The 14,554-nt window shown below is 74.8% G+C and carries 16 protein-coding genes; 7 read left to right on the top strand and 9 right to left on the bottom strand.

From position 1 onward, the window contains the following. The first annotated feature begins 24 nt into the window (after positions 1-24). Complete coding sequence (locus BLW47_RS16245; protein ID WP_245736688.1) at positions 25-870, top strand: GNAT family N-acetyltransferase; 846 nt, start codon at positions 25-27, stop codon at positions 868-870. Positions 871-872: 2 nt separating this feature from the next. Here the strand turns inward: BLW47_RS16245 and BLW47_RS16240 are convergent, their stop codons facing one another. Both BLW47_RS16240 and lgt read right to left on the bottom strand, forming a co-directional pair. Next, complete coding sequence (locus tag BLW47_RS16240) at positions 873-2,072, bottom strand: FAD-dependent oxidoreductase (protein WP_091557599.1); 1,200 nt, start codon at positions 2,070-2,072, stop codon at positions 873-875. A gap of 29 nt (positions 2,073-2,101) precedes the next feature. Further along, positions 2,102-3,289, bottom strand: a complete 1,188-nt coding sequence (gene lgt, locus BLW47_RS16235; RefSeq protein ID WP_245736687.1) for a prolipoprotein diacylglyceryl transferase — start codon at positions 3,287-3,289, stop codon at positions 2,102-2,104. A gap of 103 nt (positions 3,290-3,392) precedes the next feature. On the opposite strand from lgt, the gene BLW47_RS16230 reads away from it, so the two are divergent. Beyond that, a complete protein-coding gene (locus BLW47_RS16230; protein ID WP_091557592.1) occupies positions 3,393-3,896 on the top strand; it encodes an NUDIX hydrolase in 504 nt (167 codons plus the stop codon). A gap of 100 nt (positions 3,897-3,996) precedes the next feature. Here the strand turns inward: BLW47_RS16230 and trpA are convergent, their stop codons facing one another. From trpA to trpC, 3 genes are all read right to left on the bottom strand, one after another. After that, positions 3,997-4,797: a tryptophan synthase subunit alpha gene (gene trpA / locus BLW47_RS16225; RefSeq protein WP_091557589.1), complete on the bottom strand. Its 801-nt coding sequence runs from the start codon at positions 4,795-4,797 to the stop codon at positions 3,997-3,999. After that, positions 4,794-6,044 carry a tryptophan synthase subunit beta gene (trpB, locus tag BLW47_RS16220; RefSeq protein WP_091557585.1) on the bottom strand — a complete coding sequence of 417 codons (1,251 nt, stop codon included), beginning with the start codon at positions 6,042-6,044 and terminating at the stop codon, positions 4,794-4,796. Before trpB ends, trpA begins: the two co-directional genes overlap by 4 nt. Before the next feature lie 61 nt (positions 6,045-6,105). Continuing rightward, positions 6,106-6,909, bottom strand: coding sequence for an indole-3-glycerol phosphate synthase TrpC (gene trpC / locus BLW47_RS16215; RefSeq protein ID WP_091557582.1), 804 nt, complete (start codon positions 6,907-6,909; stop codon positions 6,106-6,108). A 443-nt stretch (positions 6,910-7,352) separates the two neighbouring features. Between trpC and BLW47_RS16210 the strand changes: the two genes are divergently transcribed. Then, on the top strand, positions 7,353-7,610 hold the full coding sequence (locus BLW47_RS16210) for a hypothetical protein (protein ID WP_091557578.1): 258 nt from the start codon (positions 7,353-7,355) through the stop codon (positions 7,608-7,610). Here the strand turns inward: BLW47_RS16210 and BLW47_RS16205 are convergent. Genes BLW47_RS16205 through hisI form a run of 3 tightly spaced genes read right to left on the bottom strand, consistent with a single transcriptional unit; the run spans position 7,603 to position 10,228 of the window. Continuing rightward, positions 7,603-8,193, bottom strand: coding sequence for a Trp biosynthesis-associated membrane protein (locus BLW47_RS16205; protein ID WP_091557575.1), 591 nt, complete (start codon positions 8,191-8,193; stop codon positions 7,603-7,605). The two genes, BLW47_RS16210 and BLW47_RS16205, sit on opposite strands and share 8 nt — an antisense overlap. Next, positions 8,190-9,755: an anthranilate synthase component I gene (locus tag BLW47_RS16200; RefSeq protein ID WP_091557571.1), complete on the bottom strand. Its 1,566-nt coding sequence runs from the start codon at positions 9,753-9,755 to the stop codon at positions 8,190-8,192. Before BLW47_RS16200 ends, BLW47_RS16205 begins: the two co-directional genes overlap by 4 nt. Further along, complete coding sequence (gene hisI, locus BLW47_RS16195) at positions 9,752-10,228, bottom strand: phosphoribosyl-AMP cyclohydrolase (protein ID WP_245736686.1); 477 nt, start codon at positions 10,226-10,228, stop codon at positions 9,752-9,754. The genes BLW47_RS16200 and hisI overlap by 4 nt, the downstream gene beginning before the upstream one ends. Before the next feature lie 304 nt (positions 10,229-10,532). On the opposite strand from hisI, the gene BLW47_RS16190 reads away from it, so the two are divergent. Further along, on the top strand, positions 10,533-11,267 hold the full coding sequence (locus BLW47_RS16190; RefSeq protein ID WP_139307320.1) for a hypothetical protein: 735 nt from the start codon (positions 10,533-10,535) through the stop codon (positions 11,265-11,267). A gap of 23 nt (positions 11,268-11,290) precedes the next feature. Here BLW47_RS16190 and BLW47_RS16185 read toward each other — a convergent pair whose 3' ends face one another. Further along, the gene (locus BLW47_RS16185) at positions 11,291-11,998 is read right to left on the bottom strand and encodes a M23 family metallopeptidase (RefSeq protein WP_091557564.1); all 708 of its coding nucleotides are present in this window, start codon (positions 11,996-11,998) and stop codon (positions 11,291-11,293) included. Positions 11,999-12,245: 247 nt separating this feature from the next. On the opposite strand from BLW47_RS16185, the gene BLW47_RS16180 reads away from it, so the two are divergent. From BLW47_RS16180 to BLW47_RS16170, 3 genes are all read left to right on the top strand, one after another. After that, positions 12,246-12,989, top strand: coding sequence for an ABC transporter ATP-binding protein (locus tag BLW47_RS16180; protein ID WP_091557560.1), 744 nt, complete (start codon positions 12,246-12,248; stop codon positions 12,987-12,989). After that, a complete protein-coding gene (locus BLW47_RS16175) occupies positions 12,986-13,741 on the top strand; it encodes an ABC transporter permease (protein ID WP_091557556.1) in 756 nt (251 codons plus the stop codon). Before BLW47_RS16180 ends, BLW47_RS16175 begins: the two co-directional genes overlap by 4 nt. A 96-nt stretch (positions 13,742-13,837) precedes the next feature. Then, complete coding sequence (locus tag BLW47_RS16170; RefSeq protein WP_091557552.1) at positions 13,838-14,452, top strand: TetR/AcrR family transcriptional regulator; 615 nt, start codon at positions 13,838-13,840, stop codon at positions 14,450-14,452. The last annotated feature ends 102 nt before the right edge of the window (positions 14,453-14,554 follow it).

Below are 14,554 nucleotides of genomic sequence, written 5' to 3'. Positions count from 1 at the left end.
TGTTGGGACGTGTAGTCTCGCCGCGTGGCGCTGCGGGACGGTGACCTTTTCGGCCGGTTGGAACGCTTCTACGATGCCGTGCCGCGCGACATCGCGCGGGCCGAGGAGATCGGCGGGCTCGTGCTGTTCGTCCGCGACGGTGCGGGTTGGCCGCTCTACGCCCGGCCCCGGCGGAACGCGGATCATGCCCCGTCCGCCGCCGACATTACCGCGACCCGTGCCCGACAGCGCGAGCTGGGTGTGCCCGAGGCGTTCGAGTGGGTGCACGAGACCAGCCCCGACCTGCTCGCCGTCGCCCGCTCAGCCGGACTGTCCGTGTTGCAGGCGCCGCTGATGCTACTCCGTCCGGAGGCGCTGGCCGCGCCGGAGGACTTGTCCGACGTGCCGGTGCGGCTGGTCGACCCGGCCTCCGAACGGTTCGGGACGGATGTCGCGCGGGCCGCGGCGGTCGCCGCCGTCGGCTTCGCCGACCCCGGCCTGGAGATCGGTGACGCCGGGGCCGCCGAACGCGACGCGGCGGTGCGGGAGCCGGCCGGCGACGAGCTCAGCCGGGAGCGGCAACTGGCCGTCGCCGGTCGACGGATCACCGCGCTGGCAGACTCCCCCACCGAGGGGGCACTGGCCAGCGGCGTCGTGCAGCGCGTCGACGACGTCGCCGAGATCGTCGGCGTCGCGACGCTGCCCACCGCCCGCCGGCGCGGCCTCGCGGCCGCGGTCACCGCGGCCCTGGCCCGCCGCGCCCTCGACACCGGCGCCACCCTGGTCTTCCTGACCGCGGGAAGCGAGGACATCGCCCGCGTCTACCTCCGCGTCGGCTTCCACCGCGTCGGCACCGCCTGCATCGCCGAGCCCTCCGCCGCCACTGTCTAGGGTCAGGCGGGTGGGGTCCATTGGGCGGCGACCGAGGACGCGCTGCCCATGAGGCGGGGAGTGATCGTGCCGAGGGCGGCGTCACGGGCGCGCAGCGCCAGCCGACCGCGCGCCTGCAGCACCGCCGACATCCGCCGCGTCTGCCGGACGATCGTGACGGTGCGCGGGCGGCGCAACCGGGTGTACGCCCGCACCGCCTCCCGCAGTGCCTCCCCCGGCGCCGCGTCGCGGACCGCCGACCGCAGCGTGGCGGCGTCCTCGAACCCGAGACACGCACCCTGACCGAGGTGGTGCGGCATCGCGTGCGCGGCGTCCCCGATCAGCACCACCCCGCCGGAACCGGCGGGGAACCCGTACTCCCGCGGCAGCGGACGCAGCTCGCGCACCTCCTGCTGCACCAGGTCGTCGGGCTCGGTGGCGGCCAGCAGCTCGCCGATCGGGGCCGGCCAGTCGGCGAACCACCGGCGCAGCAGCGCCAGCTGGGTGGCGGGCTGCTCGGGCCGGGGGGCGCCCGCGGCCGTCGCGACCCAGTAGATGCCGCCCCGGCTCGACCCGCCGGCCGAACCGCGCTCACCCAGCGACGCCGCCACGAACCGGTAGCCCGCGCCGAGCGTCTCGCCGGTCACCGGCCGGTCGTCGGCCAGCCGCGGCGCCCGGTACCAGGGGATCACCGCCCGCCACGCCGTGCACCCCGAGCTGACCACGCTCGAGGCCGGGGCCAGCCGCCGCCGCACCGTGCTGTCGATGCCGTCGGCCCCGACCAGCAGGTCGGCCTCGACGGTGGTCCGGCCGACGCCGACCGCCGGACGCCCGTCGGAACGCGCCCGCACGGTGTCCACGGTCACGCCGGTACGGATGTCGACCCGGTCGCCCAGCCCGGCCACGAGCGCGTCGTGCAGGTCCTCGCGGTGCACCACCACCGGCGCCCGATCGGCGGTCGTCGGCCGCGGCTGCACCAGCCAGTGTCCGTCCGGGCGGCGTACCCCCATGTCCGGCAGCGGCGTGGCGATCGCGTCCAGCCCGTCACCGAGCCCCAGCGCACGCAGCGCCCGGATTCCGTTCGGCCACAGGATCAGCGCCGACCGCGCCGCCCGTACCCGGTCGTCGCGCTCCAGCAGCGTCACCTGCCAGCCCGTGCGGGCCAGCGCGCCGGCGGCGGCGAGTCCCGCGATCCCCGCGCCTACCACCACGGCCGTACGCATGAGCGCCGTCCCCTCGGTCAGTGCCGTGCTCAGCGGTCCTCGACGCCGCGCGCCGCCGGGCGCTGCGCCCCCTCACCCGCGCTCGGGGCGTTGCCGGCCCGCGCCGTCTTCGCGTCCTCCACCACCGGCGGGTCGATTTCGTCGTCGTCGGGTTCGTCGTCGGCGAAGTCGTCGAGCAGCTCGCCGTCGTCGGTCAGCGCGTCGTCGTCATCGTCGGGCAGTTCGCCGGTCTGCTGGTAGCGCCGGTACGTCGGCTCGTCGACCACCCGGTAGCCCTGTGGTGGCGCGACGGGCCGCGCGGTGGCCGAGACGTCGACCTGGGAGACGCCGCTCGCCGGGGCGGCGTCGGCACCCGCCGGGGCCCCGCCCACCGGGGTCGCGCCCACCGGCACCAGGAACTCCTGCGGCCCGCGGACGCGCACGAAGTAGAGCAGCGCGCCGAGGAAGACCAGCACGGCGGTCCAGACGTTGACCCGCAGCCCCAGGATCTCGTTGGCCGGGTCGGTGCGCATCAGCTCGATCCAGAACCGGCCCGCGGTGTAGCCCATCACGTAGAGGGCGAACGCGCGTCCCCGCCCCAGCTTCCAGCGCCGGTCGGCGGCGAACACCAGCACCGCGACCCCGATGTTCCAGAGCGCCTCGTACGCGAAGGTCGGGTGGTAGAGGCCGGGCTCGGTGATCGGGTTGCCCTCGAGGTCGCGCACGGCCCGACCGCCGGCCATCCGATGCACCTCGAGCCCCCACGGCAGCGTGGTGGGACCGCCGAAGAGCTCGTTGTTGAACCAGTTGCCGAACCGCCCGACGGCCTGCGCCAGCGGCAGGCCCGGCGCGAGCGCGTCAGCGACCATTGCGAACGGCAGGCCGAGCTGCCGGGCGGCCAGCCAGGCCCCGACCGCGCCGCCGGCGACCGCCCCCCAGATGCCGAGCCCGCCCTCCCAGATCTTGAAGGCGCCGAGCGGGTGACCGTCGGCCCCGAAGTACTGCTGGGGAGAGGTGATCACGTGATAGATCCGCGCCCCGACGATGCCGAGCGGCACCGCCCAGACGGCGATGTCGAGGACCGCCCCGGGCGGGGCGCCGCGGCGGCGCAGCCGCGCATCGGTCACCACGCAGGCGACCACGATGCCGAGCACGATGCAGAGCGCGTACGCCCGGATCGGCACCGGACCGAGGTGCCACACCGCAGTGGTCGGGCTGGGGATCGCAGCGACTGTCACGGGTGCACACGCTACCGCCGGAACCTGCCCGCGCGGCACCCCGGTCCGGCGACCATTGCGCCATGGCTGACTTCGGCTGTCTACGGTCGTACGCTTTTTGTCTATGACCTCGCTCACATCCGCGGTCGCCGCCGTCATCTCCGACGACGCCGGCCGCGTGCTGCTCTGCCAGCAGACCCAGGGACACCGGCGGTGGGGGCTGCCGGGCGGCCGGATCCGCCCGGCGGAGAGCCCCGTGCACGCCGCGGTCCGCGACATCCGCGAAGAGACCGGGATGGAGACGGAGATCGCGGACCTGGTCGGCATCTACCACCTGACCGGCGAGGCCGCCGGGCAGGGGCTGCCCGACGTGCTCGTCCACGTGTTCCGTGGCCGGGTGGGCGCCGGGGAGGCCACGGTGAACGCCCCCGGGCGGATCTGCCGGCTCTCCTGGCACGACCCGACCGCGCTGCCGGAGCCCATGACGCCGGTGACCCGCGCGGCGCTCGCCGACGCGGTGGCCGGGCGCGCCGGCGTGCTGTGCGACGTGCGCCGGGACGCCGAGCCGGCAATCCCGGACGCGACCGAGCCCGAGCAGGAGCCGGTGGTGGCGGCCGTCGCCGCCTGACCCGCACCACCAGCGGGCCGGCAGGTGCGCCGCCCGCACCACCAGCGGGCCGGAAGGCGCGGGCCCGCACCGCCGCGCGCCCGCAAGCGCGGGCGGTTCGCTAGCGGCGGACCGCGCGGACGCCGGCGGCGAGCTCGGTGCTGAGCGCGCGCAGCGCGTCCAGGCCGGCCGCGAGGTCCGGGGCGCCCAGCAGGCAGCGAATCAGCGCGCTGCCCACGATCACCCCGTCGGCGAACGAGCCCACCTCGGTCGCCTGCGCGCCGTTGCCCACGCCCAGGCCGACACCGACCGGCAGATCGGTGACGGCCCGCACCCGGCGGACCAGCGCCGGGGCGTCCGCCGAGGTCTGCTCGCGCGCGCCGGTCACGCCCATCAGCGCGGTCGCGTAGACGAAGCCGCGGCAGTGCGCCACGGTCATCGCGATCCGCGCGTCGGTCGACGACGGCGACACCAGGAACGTGCGGTCCAGTCCGTACGCGTCCGAGGCGGCCAGCCACTCGTCGGCCTCGTCGGGGATCAGGTCGGGGGTGATCAGCCCGGTGCCGCCGGCCGCGGCCAGGTCCCGCGCGAACGCGTCGACGCCGTACTTCTGGATCGGGTTCCAGTACGTCATGGTCACCACGGGCGCGCCGGTGGCGGCGACCGCCTCGATCACCCGCAGGCCGTCGGCCAGCCGCACCCCGTTCGCGAGCGCGATGTCGCTGGCCTTCTGGATCACCGGCCCGTCCATCACGGGGTCGGAGTAGGGCAGCTCGACCTCGATCACGTCGACGCCCGCCTCGACCATCGCGGTCATCGCGGCGATGCTGCCGTCGACCGTGGGAAACCCGGCCGGCATGCAGCCGACCAGCAGCGCGCGCCCCTCGGCGCGGGCCTTCTCGAACGCCACCGCGATGCTCACCCGTGCTGCCCGTCCCGCCCGTCGAGGATGCCGAAGTAGGTGCCGGCGGTCTGGACGTCCTTGTCCCCGCGGCCGGAGAGGTTGACCACGATCGTGGGTTCCCGGCCGAGCTCCTCGGTGAGCGCCGGGATGATCTTCAGGGTGCCGGCGAGCGCGTGCGAGCTCTCGATCGCCGGGATGATCCCCTCCGTGCGGCACAGCAGCTGGAACGCGTCCATCGCCTCGGCGTCGGTCACCGGCGCGTACGTCGCGCGGCCGGCGTCGGCGAGCCAGGCGTGCTCGGGCCCGACCGCCGGGTAGTCGAGGCCGGCCGAGATCGAGTGCGAGTCGAGGGTCTGGCCGTCGGCATCCTGCAGCAGGTAGGTGCGGGCGCCGTGCAGCACGCCGAGGGACCCGCCGGTGATGCTGGCCGCGTGCCTGCCGGTCTCGACCCCCTCGCCGCCGGCCTCGAAGCCGTAGAGCCGCACGTCGGCGTCGGGCACGAAGGCATGGAAGATGCCGATCGCGTTGGAGCCGCCGCCGACGCAGGCGGTGACCGCGTCGGGGAGCCGGCCGAGCTGGTCGAGGCACTGCTGGCGGGCCTCCACGCCGATGCCGCGGACGAAGTCACGGACCATCGACGGGAACGGGTGCGGGCCGGACGCGGTGCCGAGCAGGTAGTGGGTGTGCGCGACGTTGGCGACCCAGTCCCGCAGCGCCTCGTTGCAGGCGTCCTTGAGCGTGCGCGAGCCGGTGGTGACCGGCACGACGGTCGCGCCGAGCATCCGCATCCGGGCCACGTTCAGCGCCTGCCGCTCCGTGTCGACCTCGCCCATGTAGACCACGCACTCGAGGTCGAGCAACGCCGCCGCGGTGGCGCTGGCCACGCCGTGCTGGCCGGCGCCGGTCTCGGCGATCACCCGATTCTTGCCCATCCGCTTGCTGAGCAGCGCCTGGCCGAGCACGTTGCGCACCTTGTGCGCGCCGGTGTGGTTCAGGTCCTCGCGCTTCAGCAGGATCTGCGCGCCGACCCGGGCGGAGAGCCGCTCGGCGCGGTAGAGCAGCGAGGGGGCGCCGGCGTAGTCGCGCAGCAGCGCGCCGAACTCGGCCTGGAACGCGTCGTCGGCCATCGCGTGCCGGTAGGCGGCGTCCAGCTCGTCGAGCGCCGCCACCAGCGCCTCCGGAACGAACCGACCGCCGTAGCGGCCGAAGTGACCGGTGGCGTCGGGCAGCAGGCCGGACTCGCCGGCCGTGGCCGTGGCACTCATCAAAGCTCCTTCACACGTGGACGCGCGGATCGGCGGAGGCGACGGATCGACGGTGACCCGGTCAGCGCACCGGCCGGGGCGTCGCGGGGTGGTTGCCGGCGTTGACCAGCTCGGCCACCGCGTCGCGCGGGCTCTTCTGGGTCACCAGACCCTCCCCGACCAGGACGGCGTCGGCGCCGGCCGAGGCGTACCGGATCAGGTCGTGCGGGCCGCGGACCCCCGACTCGGCGATCTTGACGACCGTGTTGGGGAGCCCCGGCGCGATCCGCTCGAAGACCGACCGGTCGACCTCCAGGGTTCGAAGGTTACGCGCGTTGACGCCGATGACGCGTGCTCCGGCCTCCAGCGCCCGGTCGGCCTCCTCCTCGTCGTGCACCTCGACCAGCGCGGTCATGCCCAGCGACTCGACCCGCTCCAGCAGCCCGATCAGGACGTTCTGCTCGAGCGCGGCGACGATCAGCAGGACCAGGTCGGCGCCGTGGGCCCGGGCCTCGTGCACCTGGTAGCTGGAGACCACGAAGTCCTTGCGCAGCACCGGGATGTCGACGGCGGCGCGCACCGCGGCGAGGTCGTCCAGGGAACCACCGAACCAGCGCCCCTCGGTCAGCACGCTGATGCAGCGGGCTCCGCCGGAGGCGTACTCCGAGGCGAGCTCGGCGGGATCCGGGATGTCGGCGAGCGGCCCCTTCGACGGCGACGCACGCTTGACCTCGGCGATCACCGCGACGCCGGGGCGGCGCAGCGCCGCGTAGGCGTCGCGCGCCGGCGGCGCGGCGGCGGCCAGCTCACGGATCCGGTCCAGCGGGACGCGCTGCTCGCGCAGCGCGACGTCCTCGCGCACCCCGGCGATGATCTCGTCGAGCACGCTTCCCGACCGCGCCGCACCGGCGTCGTCGTCGCCCGCGTAGGAAGGCTCAGCAGTCACCAAGGGACTCCCCTCTCCGGGTGTCATGGGCCGATGCTAGGTGGCGCCACAGGGCAGACCACGCCGGGGGTATGGCGCGCCTCACGGGATGGGCTGGGGCATAATCCCGCACCTGTTGTGCACATAAGATCACCGAGGGTACGCCAGATCCGACCGCGCGCATAAAGCGATGAGAACACAGCTTCCAATGGACCGGCATCTCGTCGGCGGCACCGCACTGTGACCGACGTCAAGGAAGAGCATCGACGAAGGGCACGTTGCGCTGATCGGCGACAGCGTTTGACGGCGGGTTCACAAGCCGGAAACCGACCGCCGGCAGCATCGGTTTCGGGCACACTGGTCGGCGGCGGGCGCCGACCGCAGCAACCTCGGTGGGGGAAGACATGAGCACTGCGCAGCGCGAGTCGCGGATCGATCTGGCCGATCTTCCGCGCGCCCTGCTCTCCGTCGCCGCCGGCGTCGTGCACAACGTCGAGCGCGCGATGGTCGGCGAGGCGCGGGTGCGCACCGCCCGCGGCAACGCATGGGAGGCGATCTGCGCCGACCGGGCCCGCGCCGACCAGCGCGACGAGCTGCGGCGCATCGTCGCCGCGCTCGCCACGACCCGGGTCGGCGCCGACCGGCGCGAGCGCGTCAACTGACCGTCGGGTCCTCGCCGCGGTCGAGCGCGTCCCAGGCGCGCGTCGTGCCGGTGCCCTCGACCCGGCCGGCCGGGCCCGCGACCGCACCCCCGTCGCCAGCGCGTCCGGCCGCCCGCTCGTAGCGGGCGCCCATCGCCGGCCAGTCCCGTCCCCGCGCCACCGTCGTCACCGCGGCCGCGGTCACCAGCAGCCCGCCGACGGCTCCCAGCACCGGCCACGCCAGCGCCGCGCCGCCCGCCGCACCGCGGTCCACCGCGACCGCCCCGTAGCCGCCGCCGAGCGTCAGCGCCACGCCGATCAGCACCAGCAGACCACCGACCAGCCGGCGCGCCGGTCCCCGCGTCGCGATCACCGCGCCGGCCCCGGCGAGGCCGACCACGGCCAGCGGCGGCAGCCAGGGCATCAGCGCGCCACCGGACTGCCCGGTGCGCACGCTCGGCAGCGGCGCCGGGCGCACGGTCACCTCGACCGCCCAGGTGCGGGTCGCGGCGAACAGCGCCAGGCCGGCGCCGACGGCGGCGAGCAGCACCGCGTACGTCAGGGGCCGGCGGTTGCGCACGGCGGTGGTCGCGGGCCCGGTCACCGGGCCGGCCGCAGGGTCTCGGCCGCGGCGATCGCGGCCAGCACGGCGGCCGCCTTGCTGCGGGTCTCCCGCTCCTCGGCGGCCGGGTCCGAGTCGGCCACGATGCCCGCGCCCGCCTGCACGTACGCCCGCCCCGGCCGCATCAGCGCCGTGCGGATCGCGATCGCCATGTCCATGTCGCCGCCGAAGCCGAAGTAGCCGACGGTGCCGCCGTACAGGCCGCGCCGGGTCGGCTCGAGCTCCTCGATGATCTCCATAGCGCGGACCTTCGGCGCGCCGGACAGGGTGCCGGCCGGGAACGTCGCGGCGAGCGCGTCGAACGCCGTCTGTTCCGGGCGCAGCTCCCCGACCACCGTCGACACGATGTGCATCACGTGGCTGTAGCGCTCGATCGTGGCGAACTCCGGCACCTCGACGGTGCCCGGGCGGCAGACCCGACCCAGGTCGTTGCGGCCCAGGTCCACCAGCATCACGTGCTCGGAGCGCTCCTTGGGGTCGGCGAGCAGCTCCGCCGCGAGCGCCGCGTCCTGTTCCGGCGTCGCGCCGCGCGGCCGGGTGCCGGCGATCGGGTGCAGCATGGCCCGGCGCACGCCGCCGTCGCCGACCGTCACCTTCAGGTGCGCCTCCGGCGAGGAGCCGACCACGTCGAACCCGTCGAACCGCAGCAGATACATGTACGGGCTGGGATTGGTGCTGCGCAGCACCCGGTAGACGTCGAGCGGATCCGCCGACGTCTCGCGCTCGAAGCGCTGCGCCACGACGATCTGGAAGCACTCCCCGGCCCGGATCGCCTCCTTGGCCTCCTCGACCGCCTTCGGGTACGCCCCCTCCGGCGTCCGGCTGATCACCTCACCCACCGGCGCCCCGGTGACCGTGGAGATCATCGGCGGGATGGGCCGGGACAGCGCGGTGGTCATCGCGTCCAGCCGCCCGACCGCGTGGTGGTACGCCGCCGCCACCGTCGCCGCCCGGTCGGGGTCGTCGGCCTCGGCCGGCAGCACGGCGTTGGCCACCAGGATCGCGGAACCGTCGAAGTGGTCGAGCACCACGAGATCGGTCGCGAGCATCATGCCCAGCTCGGGCACGCCCAGGTCGTCCTCGGCCCGCGACGGCAGCCGCTCGAAGCGGCGCACCAGGTCGTAGCTGAGGTATCCGACCATGCCGCCGGTGAGCGGGGGCAGCTCCGCGCCGCCGTCGCCGCTGTCGGCGACCGGGCCGGCGAGCGCGGCCACGGTCTCGCGCAGCACCGTGACCGGGTCACCGCCGGTCGGCACCCCGGGCGGGGGCGTGCCGAGCCACACCGCCGCGCCGTCCCGCTCGACCAGCGTCGCCCCGCTGCGTACCCCGATGAACGAGTAGCGCGACCACGCGCTGCCCGCGGCGCCGCCGCCCTGCTCGGCGGATTCCAGCAGGAACGTCCCCGGACCGCCGGCGAGCTTGCGGTAGACCCCGACCGGGGTCTCCGCGTCCGCGAGCAGCCGCCGGATCACCGGCACCACCCGGCGGGTACGGGCCAGCTCTGCGAAGGTCGCCACGTCGGGGCTCACCGCGCCGGTGGTCATCGCCGCTCCTCCCCCGCCAGGTCCGGACCAGCGTCGCCGGAGTCGCCCGGCGCGCCGACGGTGGCCGGCAGCACGGTGAAGAAGCAGCTGCCGCTGCCGGTGTGGCAGGCCGCCCCCACCTGGTCGACGCTGACCAACACGGCGTCGCCGTCGCAGTCCAGCGCCACCGACCTGACGTACTGGTGGTGACCGGAGGTGGCCCCCTTCACCCAGTACTCCCGCCGGCTGCGCGACCAGTACGTCGCCCGCCCCGTGGTCAGGGTCCGGTGCAGCGCCTCGTCGTCCATCCACGCCACCATCAGCACCTCCCCCGAGTCGTGCTGGCGCACCACCGCGGCCACCAGCCCCTCGGCGGTGCGGCGCAACCGCGCGGCGATCGCCGGGTCGAGCGCGGACGGGCGCGCGGGGCCGGTCGCCGCCGGGCCGGTCGCGCGCGGTGGGGTGTCGGCTACAGACGCATCAGGTACGGGCACAGCGTCCGATTGTTCCGCACCGCCGGTCGGCGCAGGCGACGTGGCCCACGCCCGTGTTCCGTGGCTCTCCTTCAGGAACGCGTTCGACGGCCCCGCCGGCCTCATGTTCGGGGCTGTGCGGCGCGGCGCCGAGCGGTACCGTGACTGTGCGCCGGCACTGGACCTGTCGCGCCGCGCTGGCTCCCCTCGCACCGTCGCCGTCGACGTCAGGCGCGCTGCGCTGCGCCCGGCGACGCCACGCCGGACGTGCGGGGGTGACCGGTCCTTCCGCGACAGCCGAGAGCAGCGGACGGAGGACCACGCCATGCAGCCCATGTCCATGTCGATGCCCACTCCCCCACCTTCGGAAGCGCCCGAGCCCTCGGCGGCGTTCCCGCCGGGGGACGCGCCGGTGCCGGGTTCCCGCGTCCCACCCGACGGCCCGGTCGCGCAGACCGGACCGGAGTTCGACCCGGACGCGCACCCGGAGACCGTCGTCGAGCCGGACGCCCCGCCGGAGCCGGAGACCGGGCCGGAGCCCGCCGTGGACGCCGAGCCCGCGCCGGTCGACGAGCCGCGCACCGATTCGGAGGAGGTGCTGGGCCCGGCGCCGCGCGACGAGCCCGAGCCGGATGACGCGTGGGCGGTGACCGCGCACGGCGACGCGGGCGACCTCTTCGACACGGCCGAGGCGTTCGACGACGACGAGCAGCCGGAGGTGGAGATCGACGACGACGAGCCGGAGGTCGACGCCGGTGGCGCGCCGCTGCGCCCGGGCGATCTGCCGGAGACCCCGATCGCGATCTGGAGCGAGGAACGCGCGCAGGCGTACCACGATCAGTGGCACGACGTGAAGGCGCTCTTCGTCGACGAGCCGGAGGCGGCCGTGGCACAGGCGCAGTTCCTGGTCACCGACGCCGTGCACGCGCTCGCCGAGACGCTGCTGGCCGCGCAGACGGACCTCGACCCGCGCCGGCAGAGCCTGTCGCCGGACACCGAGACGCTGCGGGTGGCGATGCGCCGCTACCGGGAGTTCCTGGACCGGGTCCTCGCCCTCTAGGGGCGGGCGCGGCCCACTCGACGTCAGGAGGGACTCGGGGCTCCGGGTCCGCAGTTGAGGTCCACCCCGCGCGCCTTCATCCACGGCTGCGGGTCGACCTGCTTCCACAGCGCGCCCAGGTGCACCTCGAAGTGCAGGTGCGGCCCGGTGGAGTCGCCGGTCGCGCCCTCGTACCCGATCACGTCGCCGGGCGCGACCTGCTGCCCCTTCGCGACCGCGGTCTTGTTCATGTGCGCGTAGTGCGTCAGCACGTCGCCGCCGTGGTCGATCACCACCGAGTTGCCGTATCCGCTGTAGAGCGGGCCGGCGGCCTTCACCGTGCCCGCGCCCGCGGCGTGGATCGGGGTGTCCTCCGCCATCGCCAGGTCGATGCCGGCGTGCAACACGCCCCACCGCTGCCCGAAGCACGAGGTGGTGCGGGCGCCGGGCATCGGGCTCACCCACTCCGGCTTCAGTTCGGGCGGCGCCGCGTCCCGCTGGGCCCGGTCGGCCCGTGCGTTGGCGTCGGCGCGCGCCTGCCGCTGCGCGACCTCCTCCGCGCGGTGCCGGCCCGACCGCACGCGCTGCTCGGTCAGGACGGCGCCCACCGCGCCGAACAGGGCGAGCACGGTGACCAGAGCGGCGATCCGCCGTCGCCGCGTGCCGGCCGCGGTGGCGAGCAACCGTCGCCGGGGCCGAATGGTGCGGACAGGGTGCGCGGGCCCGTCGTCGGGCGATGGCGTGTGCTGCACGGAACCTCCGCGTGTGGGGCGATGACCGACACGGGGGGTGAGTGGGGGGTACAGCGGCTGCCGACGCCCATGATGCCACCTCCCCGGGCGGCTCGGCCCCACTGTCGTGCGACGCGGGGGCGCGGCCCGCAGCGGCACGCGGAAACCGGGCCGATCGGGTGATGTCGGACGGCCGCTTGTGCACCCCGCCGAATCTCATCTAGCGTTGAGTTCAACGGGTGATGAGTTTCCCTATCGAAGGATCACCATGGACACAGCGATCGAGGTCCGGGACCTCGTCGTCGAGCGGCGGGGGCGGCGGGTGCTCGACGGCATCTCGTGCGCCGTTCCGCGCGGCGCCGTGACCGGCCTGCTCGGCCCCAGCGGCAGCGGAAAGACGACCCTGATGCGCGCCGTCGTGGGCGTGCAGCTCATCCGGTCCGGCACGGTCACCGTGCTCGGCCATCCCGCCGGCAGTGCGCCTCTGCGCCGCAAGCTGGGCTACCTCACCCAGGCCCCCAGCGTCTACGCCGACCTGACCGTGCGGGAGAACGCACGCTATTTCGCGTCGCTGCACGGCCTGTCGCGCGCCGACGCCGACGCCGCGGTCACCGACGTCGGGCTCGCCGGCGCGGCCACCCAACTCGTGGGCACGCTCTCCGGCGGCCAACGCAGCCGCGCCTCGCTGGCCTGCGCCATCCTCGGCCGCCCCGAGGTACTCGTCCTCGACGAGCCGACGGTCGGCCAGGACCCGGTGCTCCGGACCGACCTGTGGGAGAGGTTCCACGCGCTCGCCGCGGCCGGCACCACGCTGCTGATCTCCAGCCACGTCATGGACGAGGCGGGCCGCTGCGACCGGCTGCTGCTCATCCGCGAGGGACGGCTCGTCGCCGACGACACCCCCGCCGCGGTCCGGGCCGCCGCCGGCACCGACGACCTGGACGAGGCGTTCCTGCGGATCATCCGGGACCGCGAGCGGGCGGGCGCGGAGAAGGGGACGGTGCGGTCATGAGCCCGCGGATCCTGGCCGCGACCACCGGGCGCATCCTGCGGCAGCTGCGCCACGACCGGCGTACGGTCGCCCTGCTGCTCGTCGTTCCGGCGCTGCTGCTGACGCTCCTCTACTTCATGTACGCGGACCAGCCCACGCCGCCCGGCCAACCGTCCATGTTCGACCGGATCGCGCTGGTCATGCTCGGGGTGTTCCCCTTCGTGATCATGTTTCTGGTGACCAGCATCGCCATGCTGCGCGAACGCACCACCGGCACGCTGGAGCGGCTGCTCACCACCCCGCTCGGCCGGCTCGACCTGCTCTTCGGATACGGCATCGCGTTCGGTGCCGCCGCCGCGGTGCAGGCCAGCGTCGCCGCCGTGGTGGCGTACTGGATCTTCGGCCTGGAGACCGCCGGCCCCACCGCGCTGGTCATCCTGATCGCGGTGGTCAACGCCGTGCTCGGAGTGGCGCTCGGGCTGTTCTGCAGCGCCTTCGCGCGGACGGAATTCCAGGCCGTGCAGTTCATGCCGGTCGTGGTGGTCCCGCAGCTGCTGCTCTGCGGGCTCTTCGTCGCGCGCGGGCAGATGGCGGGGTGGCTGCAGGCGGTCAGCGACGTGCTGCCGCTGTCGTACGCGGTCGAGGCGCTGCAGGAGGTCGGCGCGTACGCCGAGCCGACCGGCACGATGTGGCGGGACGTGGCGGTGGTCGCCGGCGCCGTCGTCGTAGCGCTCGTCCTCGCCGCCGCAACGCTCCGCCGCCGCACCCCCTGACCCCTGCCCCGCCCGCCTGCGCGATGATCAAGGGGCCGGCGACGCTCCGACCCACGCGTCGGGGACGCCGGGCCCTTGATCACGAGAGAGGACCGCATGGCACGACGGACCGGCCGGCGTCCCGGGAACCCGGACACCCGGGAGGCGATCCTCGCGGCCGCCCGGGAGGCGTTCGCGGAACGGGGCTTCGACCAGGCCTCGATCCGTGCCATCGCCGCCGCCGCCGGAGTCGACCCCGCGCTGGTGCACCACTACTTCGGCACCAAGGACCAGCTCTTCCTCGCCGCCATGAACTCGCCGATCGATCCGGGCGAGCTGATCCCGCGCGTCTGGAACGGCGACCCGGACGCAGTCGGCGAGCGACTGGTCGGGGCCTTCCTCGGCATCTGGGACTCGCCGGCCGGCACCGCCGCCGTCGCCCTGCTGCGGTCGGCGGTGAGCAACGACTGGACCGCGCGGCTGTTGCGTGAGTTCATGCTGACGCAGGTGATGCGCCCGATGGTGAAGGCCGCCGAGCTCGATCCGGCGGAGGCGGCGCTGCGGGTGCCGCTGGTGGCCTCACAGCTGGTCGGGCTCGCGATGGTCCGCTACATCATCAAGGTCGAGCCGTTCGCCTCGGCCCCGACCGGGGCGCTGGTCGCCGCCGTCGGGCCGACCATCCAGCGCTACCTCACCGACGAGCTACCCGGCGCCTTCGACCACCTGCGCTGACGCGTCCCCGCGCGGTCCCGACTCCGCGCGGTGCCAACTTCCCGCGCGGCGCCAACTTCCCGCCGCGCGGTGCCGACTCCCCGCGCCGTCCCGACTCCCGCG

It is taken from the genome of Micromonospora pattaloongensis (assembly GCF_900107255.1).
GTDB classification, from domain to species: Bacteria; Actinomycetota; Actinomycetes; order Mycobacteriales; family Micromonosporaceae; genus Micromonospora_I; species Micromonospora_I pattaloongensis.
The sequence above is the reverse complement of the archived record's forward strand: the minus strand, read 5'-3'. Positions and strand labels throughout refer to the sequence as shown.

Excerpts from the sequence above, each read along its gene's own strand:
- BLW47_RS16240 (WP_091557599.1), bottom strand. The coding sequence starts at position 2,072 with ATGCGTACGGCCGTGGTGGTAGGCGCGGGGATCGCGGGACTCGCCGCC.
- BLW47_RS16230 (WP_091557592.1), top strand. The coding sequence starts at position 3,393 with ATGACCTCGCTCACATCCGCGGTCGCCGCCGTCATCTCCGACGACGCC.
- trpB (WP_091557585.1), bottom strand. The coding sequence starts at position 6,044 with ATGAGTGCCACGGCCACGGCCGGCGAGTCCGGCCTGCTGCCCGACGCC.
- BLW47_RS16210 (WP_091557578.1), top strand. The coding sequence starts at position 7,353 with ATGAGCACTGCGCAGCGCGAGTCGCGGATCGATCTGGCCGATCTTCCG.
- BLW47_RS16200 (WP_091557571.1), bottom strand. The coding sequence starts at position 9,755 with ATGACCACCGGCGCGGTGAGCCCCGACGTGGCGACCTTCGCAGAGCTG.
- BLW47_RS16190 (WP_139307320.1), top strand. The coding sequence starts at position 10,533 with ATGCAGCCCATGTCCATGTCGATGCCCACTCCCCCACCTTCGGAAGCG.
- BLW47_RS16180 (WP_091557560.1), top strand. The coding sequence starts at position 12,246 with ATGGACACAGCGATCGAGGTCCGGGACCTCGTCGTCGAGCGGCGGGGG.
- BLW47_RS16175 (WP_091557556.1), top strand. The coding sequence starts at position 12,986 with ATGAGCCCGCGGATCCTGGCCGCGACCACCGGGCGCATCCTGCGGCAG.
- BLW47_RS16170 (WP_091557552.1), top strand. The coding sequence starts at position 13,838 with ATGGCACGACGGACCGGCCGGCGTCCCGGGAACCCGGACACCCGGGAG.